Annotated in this window: 23 protein-coding genes and 4 tRNA genes; 4 read left to right on the top strand and 23 right to left on the bottom strand. The window is 70.4% G+C overall.

The window, feature by feature from the left end; genetic code table 11:
- Positions 1 to 9: 9 nt before the first annotated feature.
- The 17 genes from rpoB to OG994_RS28655 all read right to left on the bottom strand — a co-directional run bounded on the left by rpoB (position 10) and on the right by OG994_RS28655 (position 14,163).
- Positions 10 to 3,441 carry a DNA-directed RNA polymerase subunit beta gene (gene rpoB / locus OG994_RS28735; RefSeq protein ID WP_120330666.1) on the bottom strand — a complete coding sequence of 1,144 codons (3,432 nt, stop codon included), beginning with the start codon at positions 3,439 to 3,441 and terminating at the stop codon, positions 10 to 12.
- 574 nt (positions 3,442 to 4,015) lie between these two features.
- Positions 4,016 to 4,405 carry a 50S ribosomal protein L7/L12 gene (rplL, locus tag OG994_RS28730; RefSeq protein WP_120330667.1) on the bottom strand — a complete coding sequence of 130 codons (390 nt, stop codon included), beginning with the start codon at positions 4,403 to 4,405 and terminating at the stop codon, positions 4,016 to 4,018.
- Positions 4,406 to 4,458: 53 nt separating this feature from the next.
- Entirely contained in the window at positions 4,459 to 5,004 is a 546-nt protein-coding gene (gene rplJ / locus OG994_RS28725; protein ID WP_120330668.1) for a 50S ribosomal protein L10, read from the bottom strand.
- Between the two features lie 310 nt (positions 5,005 to 5,314).
- Positions 5,315 to 6,004: a hypothetical protein gene (locus OG994_RS28720; RefSeq protein WP_120330669.1), complete on the bottom strand. Its 690-nt coding sequence runs from the start codon at positions 6,002 to 6,004 to the stop codon at positions 5,315 to 5,317.
- Positions 6,001 to 6,837: an ABC transporter ATP-binding protein gene (locus tag OG994_RS28715; protein WP_328851571.1), complete on the bottom strand. Its 837-nt coding sequence runs from the start codon at positions 6,835 to 6,837 to the stop codon at positions 6,001 to 6,003. The genes OG994_RS28720 and OG994_RS28715 overlap by 4 nt, the downstream gene beginning before the upstream one ends.
- Before the next feature lie 76 nt (positions 6,838 to 6,913).
- Positions 6,914 to 7,630: a 50S ribosomal protein L1 gene (gene rplA / locus OG994_RS28710; protein ID WP_120330671.1), complete on the bottom strand. Its 717-nt coding sequence runs from the start codon at positions 7,628 to 7,630 to the stop codon at positions 6,914 to 6,916.
- Positions 7,631 to 7,713: 83 nt separating this feature from the next.
- Entirely contained in the window at positions 7,714 to 8,145 is a 432-nt protein-coding gene (gene rplK, locus OG994_RS28705) for a 50S ribosomal protein L11 (RefSeq protein ID WP_120330672.1), read from the bottom strand.
- A gap of 184 nt (positions 8,146 to 8,329) precedes the next feature.
- Entirely contained in the window at positions 8,330 to 9,049 is a 720-nt protein-coding gene (gene nusG, locus OG994_RS28700) for a transcription termination/antitermination protein NusG (protein ID WP_328851570.1), read from the bottom strand.
- Positions 9,050 to 9,087: 38 nt separating this feature from the next.
- Positions 9,088 to 9,477: a preprotein translocase subunit SecE gene (secE, locus tag OG994_RS28695; protein ID WP_328851569.1), complete on the bottom strand. Its 390-nt coding sequence runs from the start codon at positions 9,475 to 9,477 to the stop codon at positions 9,088 to 9,090.
- A gap of 212 nt (positions 9,478 to 9,689) precedes the next feature.
- Positions 9,690 to 9,762, bottom strand: a tRNA-Trp gene (locus OG994_RS28690).
- A gap of 129 nt (positions 9,763 to 9,891) precedes the next feature.
- Positions 9,892 to 10,284, bottom strand: coding sequence for a MaoC family dehydratase (locus tag OG994_RS28685; RefSeq protein WP_328851568.1), 393 nt, complete (start codon positions 10,282 to 10,284; stop codon positions 9,892 to 9,894).
- A gap of 1 nt (position 10,285) precedes the next feature.
- Positions 10,286 to 10,732, bottom strand: coding sequence for a MaoC family dehydratase N-terminal domain-containing protein (locus tag OG994_RS28680; protein ID WP_328851567.1), 447 nt, complete (start codon positions 10,730 to 10,732; stop codon positions 10,286 to 10,288).
- A gap of 126 nt (positions 10,733 to 10,858) precedes the next feature.
- Positions 10,859 to 11,026: a 50S ribosomal protein L33 gene (gene rpmG, locus OG994_RS28675; RefSeq protein WP_093403583.1), complete on the bottom strand. Its 168-nt coding sequence runs from the start codon at positions 11,024 to 11,026 to the stop codon at positions 10,859 to 10,861.
- 132 nt (positions 11,027 to 11,158) lie between these two features.
- A tRNA-Met gene (locus OG994_RS28670) sits at positions 11,159 to 11,231 on the bottom strand.
- A 23-nt stretch (positions 11,232 to 11,254) separates the two neighbouring features.
- Positions 11,255 to 11,327, bottom strand: a tRNA-Thr gene (locus tag OG994_RS28665).
- Between the two features lie 93 nt (positions 11,328 to 11,420).
- Positions 11,421 to 13,949, bottom strand: coding sequence for a putative bifunctional diguanylate cyclase/phosphodiesterase (locus tag OG994_RS28660; RefSeq protein WP_120330677.1), 2,529 nt, complete (start codon positions 13,947 to 13,949; stop codon positions 11,421 to 11,423).
- Positions 13,950 to 14,004: 55 nt separating this feature from the next.
- Entirely contained in the window at positions 14,005 to 14,163 is a 159-nt protein-coding gene (locus OG994_RS28655) for a hypothetical protein (RefSeq protein WP_158610137.1), read from the bottom strand.
- A 578-nt stretch (positions 14,164 to 14,741) separates the two neighbouring features.
- Here OG994_RS28655 and OG994_RS28650 point away from each other — a divergent pair.
- Positions 14,742 to 15,419, top strand: coding sequence for a DUF1028 domain-containing protein (locus OG994_RS28650; protein ID WP_328851566.1), 678 nt, complete (start codon positions 14,742 to 14,744; stop codon positions 15,417 to 15,419).
- Between the two features lie 61 nt (positions 15,420 to 15,480).
- Here the strand turns inward: OG994_RS28650 and OG994_RS28645 are convergent, their stop codons facing one another.
- Entirely contained in the window at positions 15,481 to 16,749 is a 1,269-nt protein-coding gene (locus tag OG994_RS28645) for an MFS transporter (protein WP_328851565.1), read from the bottom strand.
- A gap of 271 nt (positions 16,750 to 17,020) precedes the next feature.
- Here OG994_RS28645 and OG994_RS28640 point away from each other — a divergent pair, with 271 nt between their 5' ends.
- Complete coding sequence (locus OG994_RS28640; protein ID WP_328851564.1) at positions 17,021 to 17,146, top strand: hypothetical protein; 126 nt, start codon at positions 17,021 to 17,023, stop codon at positions 17,144 to 17,146.
- A 394-nt stretch (positions 17,147 to 17,540) separates the two neighbouring features.
- Here the strand turns inward: OG994_RS28640 and OG994_RS28635 are convergent, their stop codons facing one another.
- From OG994_RS28635 to OG994_RS28625, 3 genes are all read right to left on the bottom strand, one after another.
- Complete coding sequence (locus tag OG994_RS28635) at positions 17,541 to 18,032, bottom strand: hypothetical protein (RefSeq protein ID WP_328851563.1); 492 nt, start codon at positions 18,030 to 18,032, stop codon at positions 17,541 to 17,543.
- 240 nt (positions 18,033 to 18,272) lie between these two features.
- Positions 18,273 to 19,448, bottom strand: coding sequence for a Fic family protein (locus tag OG994_RS28630; RefSeq protein ID WP_328851562.1), 1,176 nt, complete (start codon positions 19,446 to 19,448; stop codon positions 18,273 to 18,275).
- Between the two features lie 391 nt (positions 19,449 to 19,839).
- Positions 19,840 to 19,923: transfer RNA gene (locus OG994_RS28625), tRNA-Tyr, on the bottom strand.
- Between the two features lie 149 nt (positions 19,924 to 20,072).
- On the opposite strand from OG994_RS28625, the gene OG994_RS28620 reads away from it, so the two are divergent.
- Complete coding sequence (locus OG994_RS28620; RefSeq protein ID WP_120330679.1) at positions 20,073 to 20,567, top strand: YajQ family cyclic di-GMP-binding protein; 495 nt, start codon at positions 20,073 to 20,075, stop codon at positions 20,565 to 20,567.
- Positions 20,568 to 21,438: 871 nt separating this feature from the next.
- Complete coding sequence (locus OG994_RS28615) at positions 21,439 to 21,678, top strand: hypothetical protein (protein ID WP_328851561.1); 240 nt, start codon at positions 21,439 to 21,441, stop codon at positions 21,676 to 21,678.
- A gap of 158 nt (positions 21,679 to 21,836) precedes the next feature.
- Here the strand turns inward: OG994_RS28615 and OG994_RS28610 are convergent, their stop codons facing one another.
- Both OG994_RS28610 and htpX read right to left on the bottom strand, forming a co-directional pair.
- Entirely contained in the window at positions 21,837 to 23,090 is a 1,254-nt protein-coding gene (locus OG994_RS28610) for an MFS transporter (RefSeq protein WP_328851560.1), read from the bottom strand.
- A 140-nt stretch (positions 23,091 to 23,230) separates the two neighbouring features.
- Positions 23,231 to 24,106, bottom strand: a complete 876-nt coding sequence (gene htpX, locus OG994_RS28605) for a zinc metalloprotease HtpX (RefSeq protein ID WP_120330726.1) — start codon at positions 24,104 to 24,106, stop codon at positions 23,231 to 23,233.
- Positions 24,107 to 24,208: the final 102 nt, after the last annotated feature.

Below are 24,208 nucleotides of genomic sequence, written 5' to 3'. Positions count from 1 at the left end.
GGCTCGACGTCACACTTCCTCGACCGAGCTCGGCTCGCGCCGGGACAGGTCGATGCCCAGCTCCTCGGCGGCCCGGAACACCTCGTCGTCGGTCTCGCGCATCTCGAGGGCCACGCCGTCGCTGGAGAGCACCTCGACGTTGAGGCACAGCGACTGCAGCTCCTTGAGCAGCACCTTGAACGACTCCGGGATGCCCGGCTCCGGGATGTTCTCGCCCTTGACGATGGCCTCGTAGACCTTCACCCGGCCGAGAACGTCGTCGGACTTGATCGTCAGCAGCTCCTGCAGGGCGTACGCGGCGCCGTACGCCTGCATCGCCCAGCACTCCATCTCACCGAAGCGCTGACCACCGAACTGCGCCTTACCACCCAGCGGCTGCTGCGTGATCATCGAGTACGGACCGGTCGACCGAGCGTGGATCTTGTCGTCGACCAGGTGGTTGAGCTTCAGGATGTAGATGTAGCCGACCGCGATCGGGTCCGGCAGCGGCTCACCGGAGCGGCCGTCGAACAGCCGCGCCTTGCCGCTGCGGCCGATCAGCTGCTGGCCGTCGCGGTTGGGCAGCGTCGACTCGAGCAGACCGGCGATCTCCTCCTCGCGGGCACCGTCGAAGACCGGGGTGGCCACGTTGGTGTCCGGCTCGGACTCGTCGGCGCCGATCGCCTGGAGCTGCCGCTTCCACTCGGCGTCCTCGCCCTCGATCTTCCAGCCGGTCTTGGCCACCCAGCCGAGGTGCGTCTCCAGCACCTGGCCGATGTTCATCCGGCTCGGCACACCCAGCGGGTTGAGCACGATGTCGACCGGGGTGCCGTCCTCGAGGAACGGCATGTCCTCGATCGGGAGGATCTTGGAGATGACGCCCTTGTTGCCGTGACGGCCGGCGAGCTTGTCGCCGTCCTGGATCTTCCGCTTCTGGGCGACGTAGACCCGGACCAGCTCGTTGACGCCCGGAGGCAGCTCGTCGCCGTCCTCGCGGGAGAAGGTACGCACGCCGATGACCGTGCCGGTCTCACCGTGCGGCACCTTCAGCGAGGTGTCCCGGACCTCGCGCGCCTTCTCGCCGAAGATCGCGCGGAGCAGCCGCTCCTCCGGGGTCAGCTCGGTCTCACCCTTCGGGGTGACCTTGCCGACCAGGATGTCGCCGGGGACGACCTCGGCGCCGATCCGGATGATGCCGCGCTCGTCGAGGTCGGCGAGCATCTCCTCGCTGACGTTCGGGATGTCGCGGGTGATCTCCTCCGGGCCGAGCTTGGTGTCCCGGGCGTCGACCTCGTGCTCCTCGATGTGGATCGAGGTGAGCACGTCCTGCTGCACGAGGCGCTGCGACAGGATGATCGCGTCCTCGTAGTTGTGGCCCTCCCAGGTCATGAACGCCACAAGCAGGTTGCGCCCGAGCGCCATCTCGCCCTCGTCGGTGCACGGACCGTCGGCGATGACCTGGCCGGCCTCGACGCGGTCGCCCTCGAAGACGACCGGCTTCTGGTTGACGCAGGAGCCGGCGTTGGAGCGGCGGAACTTGTGCAGCAGGTACGTCCGGCGGTGGCCGTCGTCCTGGTGGACGGTGATGTAGTCGGCGCAGAGGTCCTCGACGACACCGCCGACCTCGGCAACCACCACGTCACCGGCGTCCACGGCCGCCCGGTACTCCATGCCGGTGCCGACCAGCGGCGCCTCGGCCTTGACCAGCGGCACCGCCTGGCGCTGCATGTTCGCGCCCATGAGCGCCCGGTTGGCGTCGTCGTGCTCGAGGAACGGGATCATCGCCGTGGCGACCGAGGTCATCTGCCGCGGCGACACGTCCATGTAGTCCACGGCCTCCGGCGGGACGTCCTCCGTCTCGCCGCCCTTACGGCGGACCAGGACGCGGTCCTCGGCGAACGAGCCGTCGGACTTCAGCGGCGCGTTGGCCTGCGCCTTGACGTACCGGTCCTCCTCGTCCGCGGTCAGGTAGTCGATCTGGTCGGTGACCCGACCGTCGACGACCTTCCGGTACGGCGTCTCGATGAAGCCGAACGGGTTGACCCGGGCGAAGGTGGAGAGCGCACCGATCAGACCGATGTTCGGGCCTTCCGGCGTCTCGATCGGGCACATCCGGCCGTAGTGGGACGGGTGCACGTCACGGACCTCGAAGCCGGCCCGCTCCCGGGACAGACCACCCGGGCCGAGCGCGCTCAGCCGGCGCCGGTGGGTGAGGCCCGCCAGCGGGTTGGTCTGGTCCATGAACTGGGACAGCTGCGACGTGCCGAAGAACTCCTTGATCGCCGCCACGACCGGGCGGATGTTGATCAGGGTCTGCGGCGTGATCGCCTCGACGTCCTGGGTGGTCATCCGCTCCCGGACGACCCGCTCCATGCGGGACAGGCCGACCCGGACCTGGTTCTGGATCAGCTCGCCCACCGTGCGCAGGCGCCGGTTGCCGAAGTGGTCGATGTCGTCGGCCTCGTAGCCGTCCTCACCGGCGTGCAGCCGGCACAGGTACTCCACGGTGGCGACGATGTCGTCCTCGGTCAGCGTGCCGGTGGTGATCGGCACGTCGATGTTGAGCTTCTTGTTGAACTTGTACCGGCCGACCTTGGCCAGGTCGTACCGCTTCGGGTTGAAGAAGAGGTTGTCGAGCAGGGTCTGCGCGTTCTCACGCGTCGGCGGCTCGCCGGGGCGCAGCTTGCGGTAGATGTCGAGCAGCGCCTCGTCCTGGCCGGCGATGTGGTCCTTCTCGAGCGTGGTCATCATGAGCTCGGACCAGCCGAAGCGCTCACGGATCTGCTCGTTGGACCAACCGATGGCCTTGAGCAGGACCGTGACGGCCTGCCGGCGCTTGCGGTCGATGCGGACGCCGACCGTGTCGCGCTTGTCGATGTCGAACTCCAGCCAGGCACCCCGGCTCGGGATGACCTTGACGCTGGAGAGGTCGCGGTCGGAGGTCTTGTCCGGCTGCTTGTCGAAGTAGACGCCCGGGGACCGGACGAGCTGGCTCACCACGACGCGCTCGGTGCCGTTGATGATGAAGGTGCCCTTCGGCGTCATCATCGGGAAGTCACCCATGAACACCGTCTGGCTCTTGATCTCGCCAGTGGTGTTGTTGGTGAACTCCGCGGTCACGAAGAGCGGGGCGCAGTACGTGAGGTCCTTCTCCTTGCACTCCTCGATCGAGGCCTTGACCTCGTCGAAGCGCGGGGACGAGAAGGAGAGCGACATGGTGCCGGAGAAGTCCTCAATGGGACTGATCTCGTCGAGGATCTCCGCGAGACCCGAGCGTGCGTGCGGGTCGTCCGCCGACCGGCCCTGCCAAGCCTCGTTGCCGATCAGCCAGTCGAAGGACTCGGTCTGGATGGCGAGGAGGTTGGGGACCTCGAGGTGTTCGGTGATCCTGCCGAAAGAAACTCGGCGGGGAGCGAATGCGCTCGACGTACGACTGGTCTTCGCAGGGCGGGAAGCTGCCAAGATGCGTCCTTCCGAGGACCGGTGCTGCAGAACGGCTGGTACGCGTGCACTCCAATGACCCCACCAGAAATATCCGGAAACGGACATTTCCGAGCAGGGGTCAAGTCGGAAGGCAGCGCAAACTAGCAGTGTAGCCGAGAGGCTAACCGCTGTCCAGCCCACCCCCACAGGTCATTGCGGAACGTGCTCCGGGACCCCGGAAACCGGGTCGACCGGGCCGCTCGGAACGCAATGTTCCCGCTGGGCCGCTCGGGTGCCGCGGACGATGGTGCCGCCGCTGCAATACCCGCCTGGTGGCCGTCGCAAGCGCGGAAGGTCTTGCTGGTGTCAGCGTGCCTGGCAGCCCGGTGCCGCGTCAAGGCCCGGCCTCCGGGTCGCCGCGTCTTTCCCGCCCGTCCGGCCCGGCGACCCGTCGCACGCCGGCCCCGCCCTGCGCGTGGACGCCCAGCTCAGGCGCGCTGCCGCCGGGGTCACCAACGCGGCGGGCGGCGACCCGCTGTCGGATCGCCGCCCGCTGTGGCGCGGTGTGTGCCCCGGCTCACGTGAGCCGGACACGCGCAGGTGGAGCCTCAGGTCACTTGAGGGTGACCTTGGCGCCCTCACCCTCGAGCTTGGCCTTGGCCTTGTCGGCGGTCTCCTTGTTGACCTTCTCCAGGACCGGCTTCGGCGCGCCCTCGACCAGGTCCTTGGCCTCCTTGAGGCCCAGGCCGGTCAGCTCACGCACGACCTTGATGACCTGGATCTTCTTGCCACCGTCGGCGTCGAGGATGACGTCGAACTCGTCCTTCTCCTCCTCGGCCGGGGCGGCGGCACCGCCGGCGGCCGGGGCACCCGCGGCCACGGCGACCGGGGCGGCGGCGGTGACCTCGAAGGTCTCCTCGAACTGCTTCACGAACTCGGAGAGCTCGATCAGCGTCATCTCCTTGAACGCGTCGAGCAGCTCTTCGGTGCTGAGCTTCGCCATGTCTGGCGTCCTTTCCAACTTGAGTTACTAAGACTGAACGGGCACCGGGAGGCTCAGGCCGCCTCGGCGCCCTCCTTCTCGCGCTTCTCCGCCAAGGCGGCCGCCGCACGGGCGGCCTTGGAGAGCGGGGCCTGGAACAGGGCCGCGGCCTTGCTCAGGTTGCCCTTCATGGCGCCGGCCAGCTTGGCCAGCAGCACCTCGCGGGACTCCAGGTCGGCGAGCTTCGTGACCTCGGCCGCGGAAATGGCCTTGCCCTCGAAGACGCCGCCCTTGATGACGAGCTTCGGGTTGGCCTTCGCGAAGTCGCGAAGCCCCTTCGCCGCCTCGACGACGTCGCCCGAAACGAAAGTCAGCGCGGTAGGACCGGTGAACAGCTCGTCGAGGCCGGAGATGCCCGCCTCGGACGCGGCACGCTTGGCCAGCGTGTTCTTCGCGACCGTGTAGGTGGTCTCCTTGCCGAGCGAGCGTCGCAGCTGCGTGAGCTGGGAAACCGTCAGACCGCGGTACTCGGTCAGCACCGTGGCGCCCGCGTTGCGGAAGCTCTCGGTCAGCTCCGCGACGGCCGTGGCCTTGTCGGCCCGGATCGGCTTGTCCGCCATGTCCCTCCTCTCTCGTTGCTCGAGGCTGGTCGCCGTCGGGAACGGGCGCTCACGACGGCGGCTCAGGAAGCGCGACAACGAGAAAAGCCCCGGCGCGGGGCGCACGGGGCGAGGGCCGGCGACGCGGGCACGGTCGGCGGGCCGTGCTGCACTGCCGATTTTCGCTTGCCGCCCTGCGCGGGTCGCCCGTCGTCGCGGGACCTTCGACCGTGCCGAGGCACGGTGACCAGCGGTCTCTGGGTGGAACTTCGCGCCAAGGTTACGCGACCCGCACCGGAAGCGCCAAACCGCCCCCGTGCTGTGCGCCGGCTCACATGCGCGACCGGCGCCACCAGACGTAGCCGGCCAGGGCCACGGCGCTCCAGGCCATCGCCCAGACGGTGAGCAGCGCCGCGGTCGTCGCCGGGAGCGCCCCGGCAGTGGCTCGGGCGGTCGCCATGATCGGGGGCGCCAGCCAGGGCACCGCCGAGCCGCTCAGGCCGAGCACGACCGCGCCGACCCCGCCGAGGGCCAGCACCGCGACGCCGTACCCGGCACTGCCCGTGCAGGCGCGGCTCGCGAGCGCCCCGAGCAGCACCGCCGGGGGTACGGCCAGCAGGTGCGCCCACAGCCCGAGGAGCAGACCGACGGCGATCGACCGGTCGCCCGGCTCGACCGGGCCGGTGACACCGCCGACCAGCCACGGGAAGACCAGCGCGACGGCGACCGTGCCGAGTGCCGCCACCACGGCGGCGAGCAGCCCGGCGATCCGCTCGCGCCGGGCGCCGACCGTCACCTGGGCGAGCCGACGCTGCCCGTCCGGCTCCGCGTCCAGCAGCACCTTGGTCTGCCAGGCGAGCACCGGGAACAGGACCACCGCCGAGACGCCGTACGCCTCACCGGCCTGTGCCCGCCCGCCGCCGTAGAGGGTGCCGAGGACGACCAGCCCGGCGAGCAGCGGCGCCACCGCCCGCCCGGTACGCAGGAACCCGGCCAGCCGGAGCCGGAGCAGCGCGGTCACCGGACCACCTCGTCCGCCGGATCCGCCGGGCGGGCACCCGGCACGGGCTCCCGGACGTCGGGGCGCCCCCCATCCGGCGGCACGGGGTCGTCCGGCGGCTCACCGCCGGGGCGTACGCCCAGCACCCGGTGGCCCTCGGCCCGCAGGCGGGCGACGGTGCCGGCCACCCGCGCGGCGGCCACCTCCACCTCGACCACGGCGAACCCGGCTCCCCCGCTCGGCGCCTCCTCGGTCACCACACCGTCGGCCACCGACCACCGGCGCGCGCCGGGCAGCCGGGCGACCTCACCCCGGTGGTCGCTGACCAGCACCGACCCTCCGGCCGTCAGCACCTCGTCGACGAGTTCGGGGACCAGCTCGCGGGCGGTGGCGTCCAGCCCCTCCCACGGCTCGTCAAGGACGAGCAGGCCGGGTCGGCGGAGCATGGCCTGGGCCAGGCCGACCTTCTGGGCCGTCCCCTTCGACAGCTCGGGCAGGCGGACCCGGCGGAACCGGGCGAGGCCGAGCCGCTCGACCCAGGTGTCCACGGCGCGGCCGGCCTCGGACGGGGGCAGCCCGGCCATCCGGCCCATCGCGGTGAGGTAGTGCGCCACCGTGAAGGGCTGGTCGGCGGGGAACCGCTCGGGAACCCAACCGACCCGGGCCGGCCGCCCCGTCACCCGCCCCCGGCCCGGCCGGATCACTCCGGCGGCCACCTGGAGCAGGGTCGACTTCCCGACCCCGTTGCGGCCGAGCACGACCGCCACCTCGCCCGCACCGAGTTCCGCGTCCGCACCCCGCAGCACCCACGACCCCCGCCGGTGGTACCGCAGCCAGACGTTCTCCAGCCGCATGCGACGAGCCTGCCACATCACAGACGCGACAGGGCGCCGCCACGGTCGTGGCGGCGCCCTGTGACGCGGGAGGGGCTCAGCTCTCGGCCGAGGCCTCCTGGAGGTTCTTCACCACGTTCGGGTCGACCGGGACGCCCGGGCCCATGGTGGTGGTGAGGGTGACCTTCTTGAGGTACTTGCCCTTGGCCGCCGACGGCTTGGCCCGCAGCACCTCGTCCAGCACCGCCGCGTAGTTGTCGATCAGCTGGGCCTCGCTGAACGAGGCCTTGCCGATGATCAGGTGCAGGTTGGAGTGCTTGTCCACCCGGAAGGTGATCTTGCCGCCCTTGATGTCCTGCACCGCCTTGGCGACGTCCATGGTCACCGTGCCGGTCTTCGGGTTCGGCATGAGACCGCGCGGGCCCAGGATCCGCGCGATCCGGCCGATCTTGGCCATCTGGTCCGGCGTGGCGATCGCCGCGTCGAACTCGAGCCACCCGCCCTGGATCCGGGCGACCAGCTCGTCGGTGCCCACCTCGTCGGCACCCGCGGCGGCGGCCTCCTCGGCCTTCGCGCCGGCGGCGAACACGATCACGCGGGCGGTCTTGCCGGTGCCGTGCGGCAGGTTGACCGTGCCGCGGACCATCTGGTCCGCCTTGCGGGGGTCGACGCCGAGGCGCATCGCGACCTCGACCGTGGCGTCGAACTTGACGGAGGTGGTCTCCTTGGCCAGCTTCACGGCCTCGGCGGGGGTGTAGAGCTTGGACCGGTCGATGAGCTCGGCGGCCTTGCGGTAGCTCTTGCTGCGCTGCATGTCTTGGTTACTCCTGTGGTCTCTGGCGGGCCGCGCCGTGTGCGCGCCCTCCCACGATCCGTACGGGTCGGTGCGGGCCGGGATCAGTCGGTGACGGTGATGCCCATCGAGCGGGCGGTACCGGCGATGATCCGCTCGGCGTGGTCGAGGTCGTTGGCGTTGAGGTCGGCCATCTTCCGCTCGGCGATCTCCCGCAGCTGGGCGCGGCTCACCGAGCCGACCTTGTCGCGCTGCGGCACGCCCGAGCCCTTCTGCACGCCGGCGGCCTTGATCAGCAGCCGGGCGGCGGGCGGGGTCTTCAGCACGAAGGTGAAGGACCGGTCCTCGTACACGCTGATCTCGGCGGGGACGATGTCGCCCCGCTGCGACTCGGTCTGCGCGTTGTAGGACTTGCAGAACTCCATGATGTTCACGCCGTGCTGACCGAGCGCGGGGCCCACCGGCGGCGCCGGGGTGGCCTGGCCCGCCGGCAGCTGAAGCGTGAACGTCTTGACGAGCTTCTTCTTCGGAGGCATGTCTCTTCCTGGGGCTTGGAACTGGGATTGGTGCTCGCTGGCACCGCCCTGCGGGCGCACGGTCAGCGCGGCGCGAGGCAGCGACGTTCAAGGGTAGCGCAGGCCCGGTTCCGCCCGACCGGCGAGGTCGAGCGGAAACGGCCGCGCCGGCGGCGGGAAGGCTCTCCCACCACCGGCGGCCGGATCAGATCTTGGCGACCTGGTTGAAGTTCAGCTCGACCGGCGTCTCCCGGCCGAAGATCGACACCAGCACCTTGAGCTTCTGCTGGTCGGCGTTGATCTCGCTGATCGTCGCCGGCAGCGACGCGAAGGCGCCGTCGGTGACGGTGACCGAGTCGCCGACCTCGAAGTCGAGGACCTTGACCTCCGGCTTCGCCTTCTTCTGCTCGGTCTCCACCGCCGGGGCCAGCCACTTGAGCACCTCGTCGAGGGAGAGCGGCGCCGGACGGTCGGCCCGGTCGGTCGCCCCCACGAAGCCGGTGACCCCCGGGGTGTTGCGCACGCAGGAGTAGGACTCGGCGGTCAGCTCCATCCGGACCAGGATGTAGCCCGGGAAGACCTTCGCCTGGACCTGTGACCGCTTGCCGTTCTTGACCTCGACCTCTTCCCGGGTCGGCACCTCGACCTGGTAGATGTAGTCCTCCATGTCGAGGCTCGTGATGCGGGTCTCGAGGTTGGTCTTGACCTTGTTCTCGTAGCCGGCGTAGGAGTGCACCACGTACCAGTCGCCCGGCGCGTAGCGCAGCTTCTGGCGTAGCTCGGCGACCGGGTCGAACTCCTCGTCCGACGCCTCGGTGGTCGGGATTTCCGGGTCGCTGGCGGCCTCGACCGACTCGTCGTTCGCCGCCGTCGCCACCGTGGACTGCTCGTCCGCGGGCTCGGCGGTCTCGTCGTACTCAGGCACGCTCGCTCACTTCCGTCACTATCGGCTGGTACAGCCGCTCAGCTGGGGTTGCCGAAGACCCACAGCACGCCCTTGGCGAAGCCGTAGTCCAGGACAGCCACGATCGTCAGCACCACCGCGACGAAGGTGACCACCACGGCCGTGTAGGTCAGCAACTCCTTGCGGGTCGGCCAGATGACCTTACGCAGTTCGGCCACGACCTCGCGGAAGAACCGGGCGATGCGGCCGAACAGGCCCACCCGGTCGGTCTCCGTCCGGGTCTTCGGCTTGTCCGCCGACTCGGCGCGGGCACGGGACCGCGTCGCGGTGCCGCCGCGGGAAACCGGCTCGTCCGCGCCGGTGGCGTCGTCGTCGGCAACGTCGTCGACGGTCTCGTCGTGCAGACGATCGTCGCCGGCGTCCTCGCCGCGCCGCTTGCTCTCGGCCACTTCGCCCTCCGTCGCGGGAATCTCGGGTTCGCACGCCCGGGGGCGTGCGCGGCGCTGGTCGCGCCGGCCGGACCAACCGTCCCGCGACGGGCCGCGGCCGGCGGATCGGCCGGCGGCCCGATGCCTCCGAGCCACCCCGCCGATGCCACCACCACGGGCCGTACGCCACCTTCTCGGCGACGCGACCCACGGGAACGGTCAGGCCTGAGGCGCAGGGGTGACAGGACTTGAACCTGCAGCCTGCGGTTTTGGAGACCGCTGCTCTGCCAATTGAGCTACACCCCTGTGCGGCAACGCTCGCCCCGCCCGACCGCACGCGGCCGAGCAGGGGTCACTTGCCCCACGGCGGACCAGTGTACGGGTAGGCACCCGACTTTCCCAACCGGTCCACCCCCATCGCGCGTCGGGTCGCGGTCAGCGGGCCGTGCGCACGGTCGCCCGGGCCTGGGAGAGCACCTTCTCGCCCCCGCACGTGGCCGTGATGTCGAGCCGGGTGAGGCCGTCCTCGGTGACCTCGCGGACCACCGCGGCCACCTCGATCTCGGTGCCCTGGTCGTCGTCGGGCACCACGACGGGCCGGGTGAACCGGACGCCGTAGTCGACCACCGCGTCCGGAGCGCCGGCCCACTCGGTCACCGCCCGCCCGACCAGGGCCATGGTGAACATGCCGTGGGCGATCACCCCGGGCAGGCCGACCTTCGTCGCGATCCGGTCGCTCCAGTGGATCGGGTTGAAGTCGCCCGAGGCGCCCGCGTAGCGGACCAGGTCCGCGCGGGTCACCCGGAACGTCCTGGCTGGCAGCTCCACGTCAGGCCTCCCCACGTACGACGAGCTTGGACCAGACCGCCACCACCGGCTCCCCGGCGGCGGTGGTGATGTCGGTGCGGGTGGTCAGGAAGCCGTGCCCGCCCCGGGTGGTGATGTCCTCGATGGTGCTCACGCAGACCAGCTCGTCGCCGGCCACCACCGGCCGGGTGTACGCGAACCGCTGGTCGCCGTGCACCACGCGGCTGTAGTCGACGCCCAACGCCGGGTCCTCGACGATCTGCTGGGTGGCGGCCATGGTCACCACGAAGGGGAAGGTGGGCGGGGCCACCACGTCGGGGTGGCCGAGCGCCCGGGCGGCCTCGGGGTCGTGGTGGGCCGGATCGGTGGCGCCGATGGCGGTGGCGAACTCGCGGATCTTCTCTCGGCCCACCTGGTAGGGGGCGGTCGGCGGGTACGTCCGGCCGACGTAGGACGGGTCCAGGGACATGCCGCGAAACTACACGCAAAGCACGATCGCCGATCTGCGCGGTCGGTGGCGGGCGGATGCCGCGCCGGACCGGTCAGATCGGCGATCGGTGAAGCGTACAGGTGGCCGGGCGGTGCCGGCCGGAGGTCAGCGCGTCTCGCGGTGGAGGGTGTGCCGACCGTCCCGGGGGCAGAACTTCTTCAGCTCGATGCGGTCCGGGTCGTTACGGCGGTTCTTGCGCGTGATGTAGTTGCGCTCCTTGCACTCCACACACGCCAAAGTGATCTTCGGCCGGACATCGGTCGCCTTCGCCACGGCGGAGCGCCTTCCTCGCTAACGGTTAGAACTACAGCGCATCAGCGTACGTGCTGATGACGCGGACATGCAAAGTGGGCGCCTGTGGCGCCCCTCCCACTGACCACCGGGAACACGCCCGGAGGACGAGAGTAGCGGTGGCCGGACTTGAACCGGCGACACAGCGATTATGAGCCGCTTGCTCTGCCATCTGAGCTACACCGCCGTGGTGGGTCCAGCTGACCCTCGAGCCCCCTTACGGAATCGAACCGTAGACCTTCTCCTTACCATGGAGACGCTCTGCCGACTGAGCTAAGGGGGCCTGCGCGATCTCCCCGTGGGGCGCGCAGAGGTAAGAGTACACGGCTGCACCCCGCACGCGAAATCGGATCCCCCGCCGCGGCGTCGGTGCAGGTCAGGGCACGACGCGCAGGCGCGGAAGCTCCGCTCCCGAGATCGTTTCGGGGTCCACCTGGGCGCCGAACCAGGCCTCCAGCCGCTCGTACGGCAGCGGCCGGCTGAACAGGAATCCCTGCCCGATCTCGCACCCGATGTCCTGGAGAAGCTCCAGCGTCAGCTCGCTCTCCACGCCCTCGGCCACCACCGCCAGGCCGAACTGCTGCGAGAGCGTCACCACGGCGTTGACGATCGCCAGGTCGCCCGGATCGGTGGCCATCCCCTGCACGAAGGACCGGTCGACCTTCACCTCGTGCACCGGCAGCCGCCGCAGGTGGGCCAGGGACGAGTCTCCGGTGCCGAAGTCGTCCACCGACAGCCGTACGCCCAGATCGCGCAGCCGACGCAGGGTGGGCACGGGGCGGTCCGTCCCGTCCAGCACCCCCGCCTCGGTGATCTCCAGGGTGAGCCGCTGCGGCGGCACACCGTACTCGGTGAGCAGGTCCTGGACGCGGTCGGGGAAGTGCTGGTCGGTGAGCGTACGCGGGCTGAGGTTGACGGCCACGGAGAGCGGCTGCTCGGCCTGGGCCCAGTCCCGGCTGCGCCGCAGGCCCTCGCGCAGCACGATCTCGGTGAGGCGGCTGAGCTGGCCGGTGTGCTCGGCCACCGCCACGAAGTCCTCCGGGGCCACGGTGCCGTGCGTCGGATGCTCCCAGCGGGCCAGGCACTCGACGCCGACGAGCCGCCGGTCCCGCAGCGTGACCTTGGGCTGGAAGTAGATCTCCAGCTTCCCCTCGTCCAGCGCCCGGCGCAGGTCGCCGGCGAGCCCGAGCCGGCGCAGCGACCGCGACTCCAGGCCCGGGTTGAAGAGCTGGACGCTGCCCGGCACCGACTTCGCCGCCATGGCGGCCAGGTCGACCCGTTGCAGCAGCGTCGCGGCGTCGCTGCCGTGGTCCGGGTGCACGGCGACGCCCACGGCGGTGTCCACGTCCAGGGTGAGCGCGTCGAAGACCATCTCGTCGCGGATCTGCTCGCGCAGCTGGGCGGCCAGGTCCACGGCCGCCTCGGCGCTCTCCAGCCGCATGGTCACCAGGAACTCGTCGCCACCGGCCCGCCCCACGAGTGCGGAGGACGGCGCCGACGCGCGGAGTCGGTCGGCCACCTCGACGAGAACCTTGTCACCGGCGGCGTGGCCGAGCGACTCGTTGACCTGGCGCAGGCCGTCGACGTCGAAGAGGAGCAGCGCCACGACCTCCCCCGGCGCCCGGATCTTCACGGACTCGTCGAGGGCGCTCGTGATCCGCCGCCGGTTGGGCAGCTTGGTCAGCGTGTCGTGGTACGCGTCGTGCCGCAGCCGGTCGACGAGCCGCGAGTTCTCCAGCGCGACAGCGGCGTGCGCGGCCACCGTCTCGAAGACGGGCACGTCGTTGCGGACGAAGTAGTTGCTGTCGCCGAGGCGGTTCGCCACCTCCAGCGTGCCGATGACCGCCTGGCCGGAGCGCAGCGGCAGGACGATCACGTCCTTGATCCGCTGGACGGACAGGTCGGCACGCAGATCGGGGTCGCTGGTCATGCCACGCCCGACGGTGACGGCGCGGCCCTGCGCCCGGGCCCGCTGCCGCACCGAGGCGGGAGTCTTGGCGAGGTCCAGCAGACCGGAGTCGCCGTTGCGCGCGGTCAGCAGCACCTCCGGGTGCCGGCCCTGCGCGGGCAGCCAGAGCGTGGCGTACTCCGCCTGCATCAGCGTCCGCACCCGCCCGAGAAGGGCGTCGGCCAGGGTGCCGTCCTGCCCGCTCTCGGCGATCGCCCGGCTCAGCTCGTACATGTCGGCGAGCGTGCGGTGCTGCCGGAAGAACTGCGCGTACGCGCGGTAGACGAGCGCCAGCGCGACGACGAGGGCCGCCAGCAGCACCACGGACCACCACGTCTCCGCGATGAGGATGAGCACGACCATGCCGCTGGCGATGTTGATGGCCGCGGTGAGCAGTGCGAGCGGGGTCTTCCGGATCGCCTCCCGCCCCGCCTGCCAGCCCTGGAGCAGGGTGTGGACCCCCGCCACGGAGACGATGCTGACCAGGTTCACCATGCTGGCCGCCGCGAACAGGATCAGCCAGGTGCCGGGACCGACCCCCTGCACGGGCGGAAGTGCCTGCAGCACCAGCACCGCCAGGGACGACCCGGCCGCGGCCCGGGCGACGTTGAACCAGAACTTGGTGGCGCCCAGCCGGTGGCGATGGTGCGTGATGATGGCCGCGAGCGTGTAGATGACGACGACGGTGAGCGGCCGGAGCAGGTAGAACGCGAGAACCAGCGGGATCTCGGTGAGGGTCACGCCGACGGAGTGACGCCGCACGGTGAAGTTGAGCACCGGCAGCCCGGCGGCCACCATGGCCGCCAGGAGCAGCGCCGCCATCGGCCAGTCACCGAACGGCTCCCGGACGACGAGGGCGACGATCGTCGAACAGACGACGGCGAACAACGCCATCGGCCCGGTGATCAGCCAGGCGTGCTCCGTCGTGCGGGAGCCAGCGCGGCCTTGACCCGCCATGCCGCCCCCCTCACCGGCCCCGCTGGTTCACATCGTGGTGCAGTTGACCCTCGGGTCAGGGAAGCACCGGCGCGTTCCAGATGACGTCCATGTTCCAGATGACGTCCATTGTGTGCACCTGCCCGCCCCAGACGTCGCCTACGAAGACGCCGGCGGCCAGTGCAGCGAGCACCAGGAACGAGCCAAGCAGCCGGCCCCGCTTTCGACCAGACATGTTTGCTCCTGTCGGGGAAGTGTCACAGGGATGGTGGAGGTTCCACGATCGTGCCACACGGCCGGTGACCAGAAAAGCCGTGCGGGCACGGCAGGGCCGTGCCGGTGACGAGGTTCCGCCGATCAGGCCACGACTCCCGCCGAGCAGGGCCAGATCAAGGGCCTGATGTGCCGGGAGCAGGGTTCATCGGGTGCCTGATACGACGTACGGCACATTTCGCCTCCACGGCTCGCCCGACCTTCGAACAGCCGCGTGTGATCACTCTGTGTCACGTCTCGGACTGCCTCGGTCGCCCGCACCGCGACCGGGACATCGACCACCATACCTGCCTGACGCAAGAGGACCAGAGGGACGTCGGGGGCAATTCAGCCATTCCACGCTGGACCCCGCGCCAACCCGACACTGTTCGCCTCCCCGTGTCCGGTCGTTCACGGTGTCCGGCGCTTCTTCGCGTCTGTCCGGCGCCGTCCCCCGCTCCCCTGGTTCCGCGCGTTCCCGTTGCCCGGCGCCCGGCATGCCCCGCTCCGGCGCACGTCGGGGCGGGGCATGCCCGGCGTCCCTCCGGGTACCCGCCGGCCGTGACCTTCTCGATCGCCGCACGCTGCCCGCGTACGGGCCAGCTCGGGGTGGGAGCCCTCACGGCCAGACCAGCGGTCGGCAAGTTGGTCGCGCACGTGCACGCCGACGGTGGCGCGGTCGCGACCCAGGCCACCCCCAACCCGTTCCTGGCCTACGACGGCCTGCCGCTGCTCCACGAGGGCCGCTCGCCGCAGGACGTCCTGACCGTGCTGCTGGCCCGGGATCCGGGTCGGGAGGTACGGCAGGTCGGCATGGTCGATCGCCAGGGTCGCGCGTACGCCTTCACCGGCTCCCGTGCCCGGCACTGGGCGGGCCACCACACCGGGCCGGGTTACGCGGCGCAGGGCAACCGGCTGGTGGGCCCCGAGACCCTCGCGGAGATCGTCCGGGTGTTCGAGGAGAGCCGGGAACTCGACCTGGCGGAGCGGCTCGTGCGCGCGATCGAGGCTGGCGAGGAGGCCGGCGGTGACCGGCAGGGCGCGCGGTCGGCCTCCGTGACCGTCATCGGCGACGAGCCGTACCCGATCTGGGACGTGCGGGTCGACGACGCCGAGCATCCGGCGGCGGAACTGCGCCGGCTGCACGGCGTCTTCCGGGAGGAGGTGCTGCCGACCATCGAGCGGCTGCCCACCCGCGACGACCCGATGGGCGAGGCCGCCCGGCAGGCGCTGGCGTAGCCGGGCGACCGCACTGGCGAAGCCGGCGCGGCCCCGCGTCCGCTGCCAGGGTCCGGCCGCGCTACCGTCCGGCAACCGTCTCCGGTCGGACGCCGGGGGCCGCCGGCTCGCGGTCGGGCGCCGGCGCGACGTCCCGCCGGCGCGGTAGCAGGAGCGGGCTCGCCAGGATCAGCAACCCCGCGACCGTGATGGCGGTACGCGGGCTGGTGGCCGCGGCGAGCAGGCCGCCGAGGGCGCTGAGGACGGCGATGGCGGCGCTGCTGCTGATCGACCAGGCCGCCAGGGTGCGGACGACGCGATCCCGGGGCGTGTTCTCGAGCCGATAGGTGGCCAGCACCGGGTTGTACAGGCTCATGTTCACGATGATCGCGAACTCGACGGCGATCACTGTCACGAGGCCGACGACTCCAGGTTGGACGAAGGCGAGGCCGATCAGCCAGACCGCGCGCAGCGCGCCGACCGTCCGCAGCGTCCGGTGCCGGCCGTGCCGCGCCACGACCCGGCGGGCGAGGCGTGAGCCGACGAGCCCGCCGACGCAGGGAAGGGCGAAGGCGAGGCCGTACTGCCACGGTGGAAACCCGAGCTCACGGAGCAGGAGTACGGCCAGCAACGGCTCGGTGGCCATGATGAGTCCGCTGACGAGCAGCTGGTTGAGGTAGAGCGCCCGCAGGCCGGGATGGGTCAGGAGGTGCCGCCAACCGTCGAGCAACTCACCGACCCGGACCCGGCTCGTCCCCGTGCGCCGCGGCCGGTCCTCCCTGCCCCGGATCGCGGCGATGCCCAGGGCGGAGAACAGGTAGCTGAACGCGTCGGCCAGCACGGTCGTCACCGGCCCGAACAGACCGATCGCCGCGCCGCCCAGCGGTGGCCCGACCGCGATGGAACTCCACGTCGCCGACTCGAACCGGGCGTTGGCCACGAGCAGGTCGTCCCGACGCACGAGCGTCTTGAGGTACGCGCCGCCGGCCGCGTTGAAGGCGATCCTGGCGGCGGCGACCACCGCCGAGACGACCAGCAACTGGACGAAACCGAGCAGCCCGAACGCGTACGCGATCGGGACCGTCATCATGGCCGCGAACCGGACCACGTCCATCGCGATCATCACCGGCCGCTTGCGGCGGAACTCCACCCACGGCGCGAGCGGTACCGCGATGAGCGCGCCCACCGCCGGCCCCACCGCCGACAACGCGGACACCTGAGCGGGACTGGCGTCCAACAGCAGCACGGCGATCAGCGGCAGGGCGCCGAACCCCAGCCCGGAGCCGTACGCGCTGACGGCGTAGGCCGCCCACAACCACCCGAACTGCCGGCCCAGGGACCTCCTCGCCACCACAGCTCCGCCTCCCCGTACCGGCGCTCCGCCGGCGCTCCCCCGTGAACGGCAGCGATCGAAGCAAGGTCGCGGAGGCGGGATCAAACAACCGGAACGGCGGCGAGCCACAACCGCGCGTTGTACGCCCTGGCAGGGACCTTGATCGGCTCGATGCCCCGGCATCAAGGCCTTCAGGTCAGGGGGTACGTCCGGGCGGTCATGTACCGGAAGCAGGTGAGTCTGTGGCAGCGGCTACGTCCTGATCGCCGGGCGGCCACGGCCGCTGACCGTGCTCAGCCTGGCCAACTCACTCGCCACCCTGGCCAAGACCGTCCTGTTCATCGGCGCTTGGGCGGCCCTCGCCGCGCTGCTGCTGGTCACCGCATGGCGGGCAACGGCAACGTTCACCAGGTGAGGGCCACGGCTGGCCGAGCCCGGCTCGGCGTGCCCACGGCCGCCGAACGGCGTGACGTCGTCGCCGCTGCCCCCAGCGGCGGACGGCCGGCGAATGCCTCTGTCAGGGAGGCTGAAGGGCAGCGTCTGCTCTGCGTCTTGGGCCGCGTTTGCTCCCGCGTCTCAGAGAGGGGAAGCCTGACGAACCAAGAACCGGTTTTCACATCGATCTCGCGTAGAGCATCAGCCGGGACACGACACGGCTCTGCACAACGCACTGCCGAATTGTGCTCTACAGGATCAAGGCGCCGCGCAAGCGCGGCGCACCGCCCGCGCTCGGCCTGCTGGCGGCGCGGGCGCCGGTATCGGCGTGGGCGGCGACGGGCAGACGAGCTGGGTGATTGGGTGCGGCTGGACTACGACGAGCCAGGTTTGGTGACCGTGGCGGGCGGCAGCTCGCCGAGCCTGACCAGCCGAGACCGAATCCCGCCTTCGACTCGCCCGAAGTCCTTAGAGAGTTGAGAGATCGTGGCCCCGGCGCGGAAGCGCTCGCGTAGGCGCTCCTCTTCCTCCTCGGTCCACCGGGCGTAAGCGTTCGGGTGCCTGAGCCGCTTCTGAGCAACCGTGTAGGCGCGGCCGTCACCTGGCGTCCCGTAAATGGAGGCGAGGCCGTGGAGGATGGATTGCAGGACGTCGGCCGCGACCGCCAGGTCCTCGGGCGGGATCTCGCCGCTGAGGTGACTGATCAGTTCGCCATCGTCGTTGCAACTGCTGAAGTTCAGGGCGAGTCGTTCATCGGCTGTGGCGGAGGCGGTCACCTCGTAGATTCGGCCGTTGCGGCGGATCTGGCGGTGGATGCGGGTCTGGTCCTGAATCGCTTCCTCGGGCAGCCACTCATCGACATCCATAAGGTCACTGTAGGTGGCGGTGTGCGCACCGTGAAGACCTTGGGGCTCTGCCCCAAACCCCGGCCCTCCTCGGAGATCCACCGGTGCGGATCTCGCCCCGGCTCGACGCTCCCTCGCCGGGCACCACAAAGGCTTCCACCCCCGGAGGGGGCCAAGGTCGTTCGTCCGGTAGGACCCTCCACCTTGTCCCCCTCCGGGAAGGCTGGAAGGTTTACAACTGCCCGACGAGGAGATCCACAGCTAGCGAGCGTCAATGATGCGAAGCACGTCCTTAGCTGCGAAGACGCGCGCGTAACGGCGTCCCGTCCGCTCCTGCAGGATCCCTAGATGCTCTAGACGACGGATGGCAGTGTTCACGGCTGGATAGGAGACCCTGTACATCTGCGCGGCACTCGTGGGCGTGATCATTGGGTAACCGATCAGGTCCTCCACGATCCTCGCCGCGACCCCTCGAAGGTTCGCTTCCCTGAGGCGCTCAAGCGCGTGCTCCTTCCAGTCGAGTAGAGCATCGATGCGGTCAACAGCAGTGACAGCCTGTGCTCGCACTGCCTCCGAGAAGAACCGGATCCAGGGATCGAACTTGCCGGTCATGCTCGTGCGGAGAAGATGGTCCTGATACTCCCGCCGTCTGACCTCCAGCCAGGGCGAGAGGTTCAGAACGGGCACTCGCAGTTCTCTTTCGGCGGCGAGTTGGAGCACACACACCAAGCGTCCAAGCCGTCCGTTCCCGTCATTGAAGGGATGAAGGGTCTCAAACTGGTAGTGACCGAGGGCCATCTTGACGATCAGCGGGAAGTCGTCCTTGGTGTTGATCCAGCCCTCCCACGCCTCAAGACCAGCCTGCAACTGGTCACCTGGCGGCGGAGGGACGAAGCGGGCTTCCTTGACACGGCCGGCGCTGAGGCCGATGAAGACTTGGATGCTCCTGACGTTGCCGGCGTCGGCTGTATCTCCCCGGGTTCCCTTCACGAGGACCTTCTGAAGTTGGCGGAGCATCCCGATCGTGATCGGCCTGTCCTTGATCCACTCATAGGCCATCTCTGCGGCCCTGACGTAGTTCACGACCTCGGCGACGGAGGCTGACACCTCGCCGGCTTCAAGGAAGTCGGCCTCAAGCACCTCGTCCAGCGCGGCGTAGGTCCCCTCAAGTGCTGAGGTGCTCACAGCCTCACGTCGGATCGCAGGCCTTGCCAGCAGCATGGGGTTCGGAAGTCTGATCGCTGCCTGATCCAACCTCGCGACCGCAGCCGTTGCTGCAGTGAGATCTCGGAAGGTCTCCTGCTGAAGGTCAAGCCGGCTTGGCAGGGGGTTCGGCAGAAACGCCTTGTGATCGTAGGGCTCGTCGTACCGAGCATCGTGGCCGTTGATCGGGACCAGGACGCCAACGGGGGACGAAGCGAACGCCTCAAGGTCCACGGTTTGTAAGCCATCCTCTGAAAACTTTAATTTCAGCGCTGTAATTAGAAGTCTATCCCAGCACCCAACGTCACATCTAAAGTCTCTGGCTCCAAACTTACATTTGGAACCTTGGTTTGTAACTACGGAGCGCTAGCGCACACTCGAACCAGCGCACACGCATGGCTACGGAGCGTAGCGACAGGATCACCCACGACTTCGCCGGGATCGCGGCTTATCACGGACGGCAGCAAGCCACGCGATCAAGGGCAGATAGGGAGCCAGTAACACTCGCCCGTGCCCTTGCATACCCGATCGCTTGGACAAGCAGGGGCAGCCATGGTCAACGGTCGGTAGTGACGACGAAGGCCCCTGACTCGCGTTTCCGCAGGTCAGAGGCCTTGCCGTTCCCTGGTGGCGGGTAGAGGATTCGAACCTCTGTAGCTTTCGCGACGGATTTACAGTCCGCTCCCATTGGCCGCTCGGGCAACCCGCCAGGGCGTATCACCGCGTCGGGGACGCGGCGACGGATGCAAGGATAGCGGCTCCCCCCGCCGCCGGTGCAACCGGGTACGGTCAGGGGGTCGTACCGCTGGTCAGCGGGCGACGGCACGCCAGAAACCGCCGGACAGCAGGAGCATGAGCATGGCAGCGAACCCGTCGTTCGACATCGTGAGCAAGGTCGACCGGCAGGAGGTCGACAACGCCCTCCGCCAGGCGGAGAAGGAGCTCGCGACGCGGTTCGACTTCCGGGGGACGGGCGCCGAGATCTCCTGGTCGGGCGAGGAGGCGGTCTCCCTCCAGGCCGAGACCGAGGAGCGCGTCCGGGCCGCGCTGGAGGTCTTCAAGGAGAAGCTGGTCAAGCGCAACATCTCGCTGAAGTCGCTGGACGCCGGCGACCCGCGGTCCTCCGGCAAGGTGTTCAAGATCGACTGCAAGATCATCCAGGGCATCGACTCGGACAAGGCGAAGGCGATCAGCAAGAAGATCCGCGACGAGGGCCCGAAGGGCGTCCAGGCGCAGATCCAGGGCGACCAGCTCCGCGTCACCGGCAAGAAGAAGGACGACCTCCAGGCCGTGATCGCGATGCTCAAGGGCGAGGACTTCGGCGTCGCCCTCCAGTTCACCAACTACCGGTAAAGCCGTCGCCGTCGTGGCCGGCCGGGGGCCTGTCACGGCAGATGTCGTCGCCGCTGGTCGTCGTACGTCACGTCTGTCCAGTGTCCGACGACCTGGCGGCGGCCTGGCCGAACCGCGTCCCGCAGCCCGTCCGCCGATCGAACCGGCCACGCCGGCGTGCGGGCGCCAGCCCACACGCCGGCCGTGCCGACGCCGACCCAGGTCACCGGACAGACGTGCGCACCCGGGCGTTCACCGTCGTCGCCGATACCGGGACGGCCCTGACCTGTCGCGCATCATGACCGACCGCGCGCGGACGGCCGCATGGTGCAGTCCGCGGCGGGGCCACCGCGCATCCCGTCCGGGCTGCGGCCAACGGCGCGCGCTCAGGAGCAGAGGCCGAACTGTGCTGGTGTGGTCGCGGGACGCGCGGGCGACCAGGGGCGTGGTGTCGAGGGACTCGCCGCCGGCGGTGACGCGGAACGTCCCGAGGTCGGGACAGCGGTGGGCGCAGCCGACTGCGAGCAGGGGAAGCCGCGTGCGCCCGACGGTCCCGGGCAGCACGATACGAGGACGCGTAGACATGATCTTCTCCGAAGGGCCTGACGGAAGGCATGGGAAACGAACCGACGGCGACGTCGGCGACCGATGCGCGGGCACGGTGTCAGGTCTACGAAGCAGGCGGCGTCACGCGGGGTGAAGTCCTCTCGGGAGGGCGTCGGAGAAGAAGATCCAGCTCACGGTAGGGCGGAACGAGCCGCGGCGGCCACCGGTTTAGTCCGCCGCCGCGCATCTGACGGCCCGTCGGGCCTCGCTGCCGTCACCGCAGGTCGGGCAGCCCACTGGATCACCGCCCGGACGTATCGTGGAGGCGCCGGGGAAGGGGGCGCCCGTGATCCCGACGTTGATCCTGTTCGGCCTCGTGGCCGGTCGCTGGTGGCGGCTGTCGCTCGCCGCCGCCGCGCTGCTCTGGCCCGTCCTGCTCGTCGCGACCGGGGCCATGGGCCTCGAACCGGGGCTGCTCGGCGCGTCGGCCCTCGCGCTCGCCAACACCGCCGTGGGCATCGGTGTCCACCAGGCCGTCCGCCGGGCGGTGCGGGGCGTACGCCGCCGACCGGCGTCGGGCGCCTGACGACGCCAGCACCACCGCGACCGCCGTCAGCGGTTGAAGATCAGCAGCAGCACCACCGTGAGGAGCGCGCTGATCAGCAGCGAGCCCAGGCATCCGACCCGGTTCGAGAAGAAGACGAACACGCCCGAGGGGATACCCGACCCCGCCCGGGCCAACCGTCAGGCGGGAATGGGCTCCTCGACGCGTACGGCTCGGGCCTCCGCGCGGGCGATGGGCCCGGCGGGCAGCGCGGCGACCCCGGCCCCGACGGCGACCGCGGCGCCGGCGAAGAGGAACGCCCACGGCACGCCGCCGGCGTGGTCGACGATCACGCCGGCCACCGCACCGCCGGCCGCGCTCGCCGCCACGGACATGGTCACGACCCAGGTGTACGCCTCGTTCAGCATGCCGGCCGGGGCAATCCGCCCGACCAGGGTGTTCTCCAGCGTCAGCGCGGGCGCGATGGTGGCCCCGCCGACGATCAGCGCGGCGCCCAGCGCCAGCGGGTTGGGCATCACGGCGAAGACCACGAAGGTGCCCGCCAGCGCGGCGAGCAGCCGGGCGAACTGCCGGGTCATGTTGACGGCCGGCTTGCGTACGCCGAACCAGAACCCGCCGACCGCGCTCCCCACGCCCCAGACGGCCAGCAGGATGCCGGCGAGACTCTCCGCGTCGTCGGCGCGGTAGTTGCCGGCGAACGCCGGCACGATGACGCCGGCGGCGCCGAACGCGATGCCCAGGCCGGCCACGCAGACGAGCAGGGCCGGGAAGCCGGCGACCCGCAGCGGGCCGAGCCCGCGGGCCTGGTGCTCGCGGGGGTGCGGCCGCCAGCCGCGCATCACCCGGCCGACGGCGACCGCCAGGGTGCCGACGAGCGTGACGAGCGCGGCGCCCAGCAGGGCGGCGGTCGCGTCGGCGACCAGGACGAAGCCGGCCACCAGCAGCGGACCGAGCACGAAGACGATCTCGAACAGCGAGGTCTCCGCCGCGAGCGCGGTGTTGCGCAGGTGGTACCGGCCGGACGCCGGGGACGTGAGGTCGTTCCAGGCGCCGCGGATCGCGGCCGTCAGCGGTGGGTAGGTGGCGCCGGCCACGGCGGCCGCCACGTAGATCGTCACGAGGCCGTCGGCGTGGCTGGCCAGCAGCAGCCCGACGAGGGCCAGCGGGTGGGCGACGGCGGTGACGACCAGCACCGGGCTGGGGCCGATCCGGTCGGCGACGCGCCCGGCGATGGGGCTCAGCGCGGCGCCGGCCACGGCGTAGATGCCGCCCGCCACGGCCGCGAGCGAGTACCGCCCCGTCACCTGTTCGACCACCAGCAGCAGCGCCAGCGGTGTCATGCCGATCCCGAGCCGACCGATGATGCCGGTCACCAGCAGCATCGGTGCGCCAGGAATCCGCCAGACGCCCAGATACTGGCGCAGCGCGGCCACACGAACCTCCCGGGTGTAATGAGCGTGAGCTGCTTTCGACCCTAACGGTCGGGGCGCGTCCGGATGAAGCGGTTATTGCGGGCGACACAGCACCGCGCCCGGCACCGAGCGGTGCCGGGCGCGGTGGGACGGTCCGCGGGTCAGCGCAGGTACTGGATCGGGCCGGTGTTGGCGGCCATCCGCTCCAGCCGGGCGACCCGGTCCTCCATCCGCGGGTGGGTGGAGAACAGCGCCGCGATGCCGCCACCCCGGAACGGGTTGGCGATCATGAGGTGCGCGGCGCTCGTCAGGTTGCCCTGTGCCGGCAGCGGGCGTCGGCTCGCCACGGCCTCGATCTTGCGCAGCGCGCTGGCCAGGGCCAGCGGGTCGCGGGTGAGCTGGGCGCCGGAGGCGTCCGCCTGGAACTCCCGGCTGCGGCTGATCGCCAGCTGGATGATCGTCGCGGCGATCGGGCCCAGGATGATCGTGAGCAGCAGCACGGCCGGGTTCGGGGCGTCCTCGTCGTCCCCGCCGGCCAGCGGGATGAACCACGCGATGTTCGCCAGCGTGGTGATGATGCCGGCCAGGCCGGCGGCCACGCTGGAGATGAGGATGTCCCGGTTGTAGACGTGGGACAGCTCGTGCCCGATCACACCGCGCAGCTCGCGGTAGTCGAGGATCTCGGTGATGCCCTGCGTGACGCAGACCGCCGCGTGCTGCGGGTTACGTCCCGTCGCGAACGCGTTGGGCTGCGAGGTCGGGCTGACGTACAGCCGCGGCATCGGCTGCCGCGCCTCGGTCGCCAGTTCACGGACCATCCGGTACAGCTCGGGGAACTGTGCCTCGCTGACCGGTTGCGCCCGCATCGCCCGCAGGGCGAGCTTGTCGGAGTAGAAGTAGCTGATGCCGTTCATCAACAGCGAGATGATGACGGCGATGACCAGTCCGCCACTGCCGCCGAACCAGTAGCCCACCGCGAGGATCAGCGCGGTGAGCAGGCCGAGCAACGCGGCGGTCTTGAGACGGTTGTGGTGCACGATCACTCCTTCGGTGCACGGGTCGCCGGGACCCGTCGACCGGTTCAACAACCCGGTACCCGTCAACCATCCGCGATATGGCTGAGAATTGCCTGGGAGCGC

The sequence above is a fragment of the Micromonospora globbae genome, from assembly GCF_036184225.1.
Taxonomy (GTDB): domain Bacteria; phylum Actinomycetota; class Actinomycetes; order Mycobacteriales; family Micromonosporaceae; genus Micromonospora; species Micromonospora globbae.
Note: the sequence above shows the minus strand (reverse complement) of the source record. Positions and strands in the feature narration are given on the sequence as shown.

What these genes read in the sequence shown, in the direction of transcription:
- rplL (WP_120330667.1), bottom strand. Translation starts at nt 4,405, where the DNA reads ATGGCGAAGCTCAGCACCGAAGAGCTGCTCGACGCGTTCAAGGAGATG.
- rplJ (WP_120330668.1), bottom strand. Translation starts at nt 5,004, where the DNA reads ATGGCGGACAAGCCGATCCGGGCCGACAAGGCCACGGCCGTCGCGGAG.
- OG994_RS28715 (WP_328851571.1), bottom strand. Translation starts at nt 6,837, where the DNA reads ATGCGGCTGGAGAACGTCTGGCTGCGGTACCACCGGCGGGGGTCGTGG.
- rplA (WP_120330671.1), bottom strand. Translation starts at nt 7,630, where the DNA reads ATGCAGCGCAGCAAGAGCTACCGCAAGGCCGCCGAGCTCATCGACCGG.
- rplK (WP_120330672.1), bottom strand. Translation starts at nt 8,145, where the DNA reads ATGCCTCCGAAGAAGAAGCTCGTCAAGACGTTCACGCTTCAGCTGCCG.
- OG994_RS28680 (WP_328851567.1), bottom strand. Translation starts at nt 10,732, where the DNA reads ATGTCCCTGGACCCGTCCTACGTCGGCCGGACGTACCCGCCGACCGCC.
- OG994_RS28660 (WP_120330677.1), bottom strand. Translation starts at nt 13,949, where the DNA reads ATGGCGGGTCAAGGCCGCGCTGGCTCCCGCACGACGGAGCACGCCTGG.
- OG994_RS28655 (WP_158610137.1), bottom strand. Translation starts at nt 14,163, where the DNA reads ATGTCTGGTCGAAAGCGGGGCCGGCTGCTTGGCTCGTTCCTGGTGCTC.
- OG994_RS28635 (WP_328851563.1), bottom strand. Translation starts at nt 18,032, where the DNA reads ATGGATGTCGATGAGTGGCTGCCCGAGGAAGCGATTCAGGACCAGACC.
- OG994_RS28620 (WP_120330679.1), top strand. Translation starts at nt 20,073, where the DNA reads ATGGCAGCGAACCCGTCGTTCGACATCGTGAGCAAGGTCGACCGGCAG.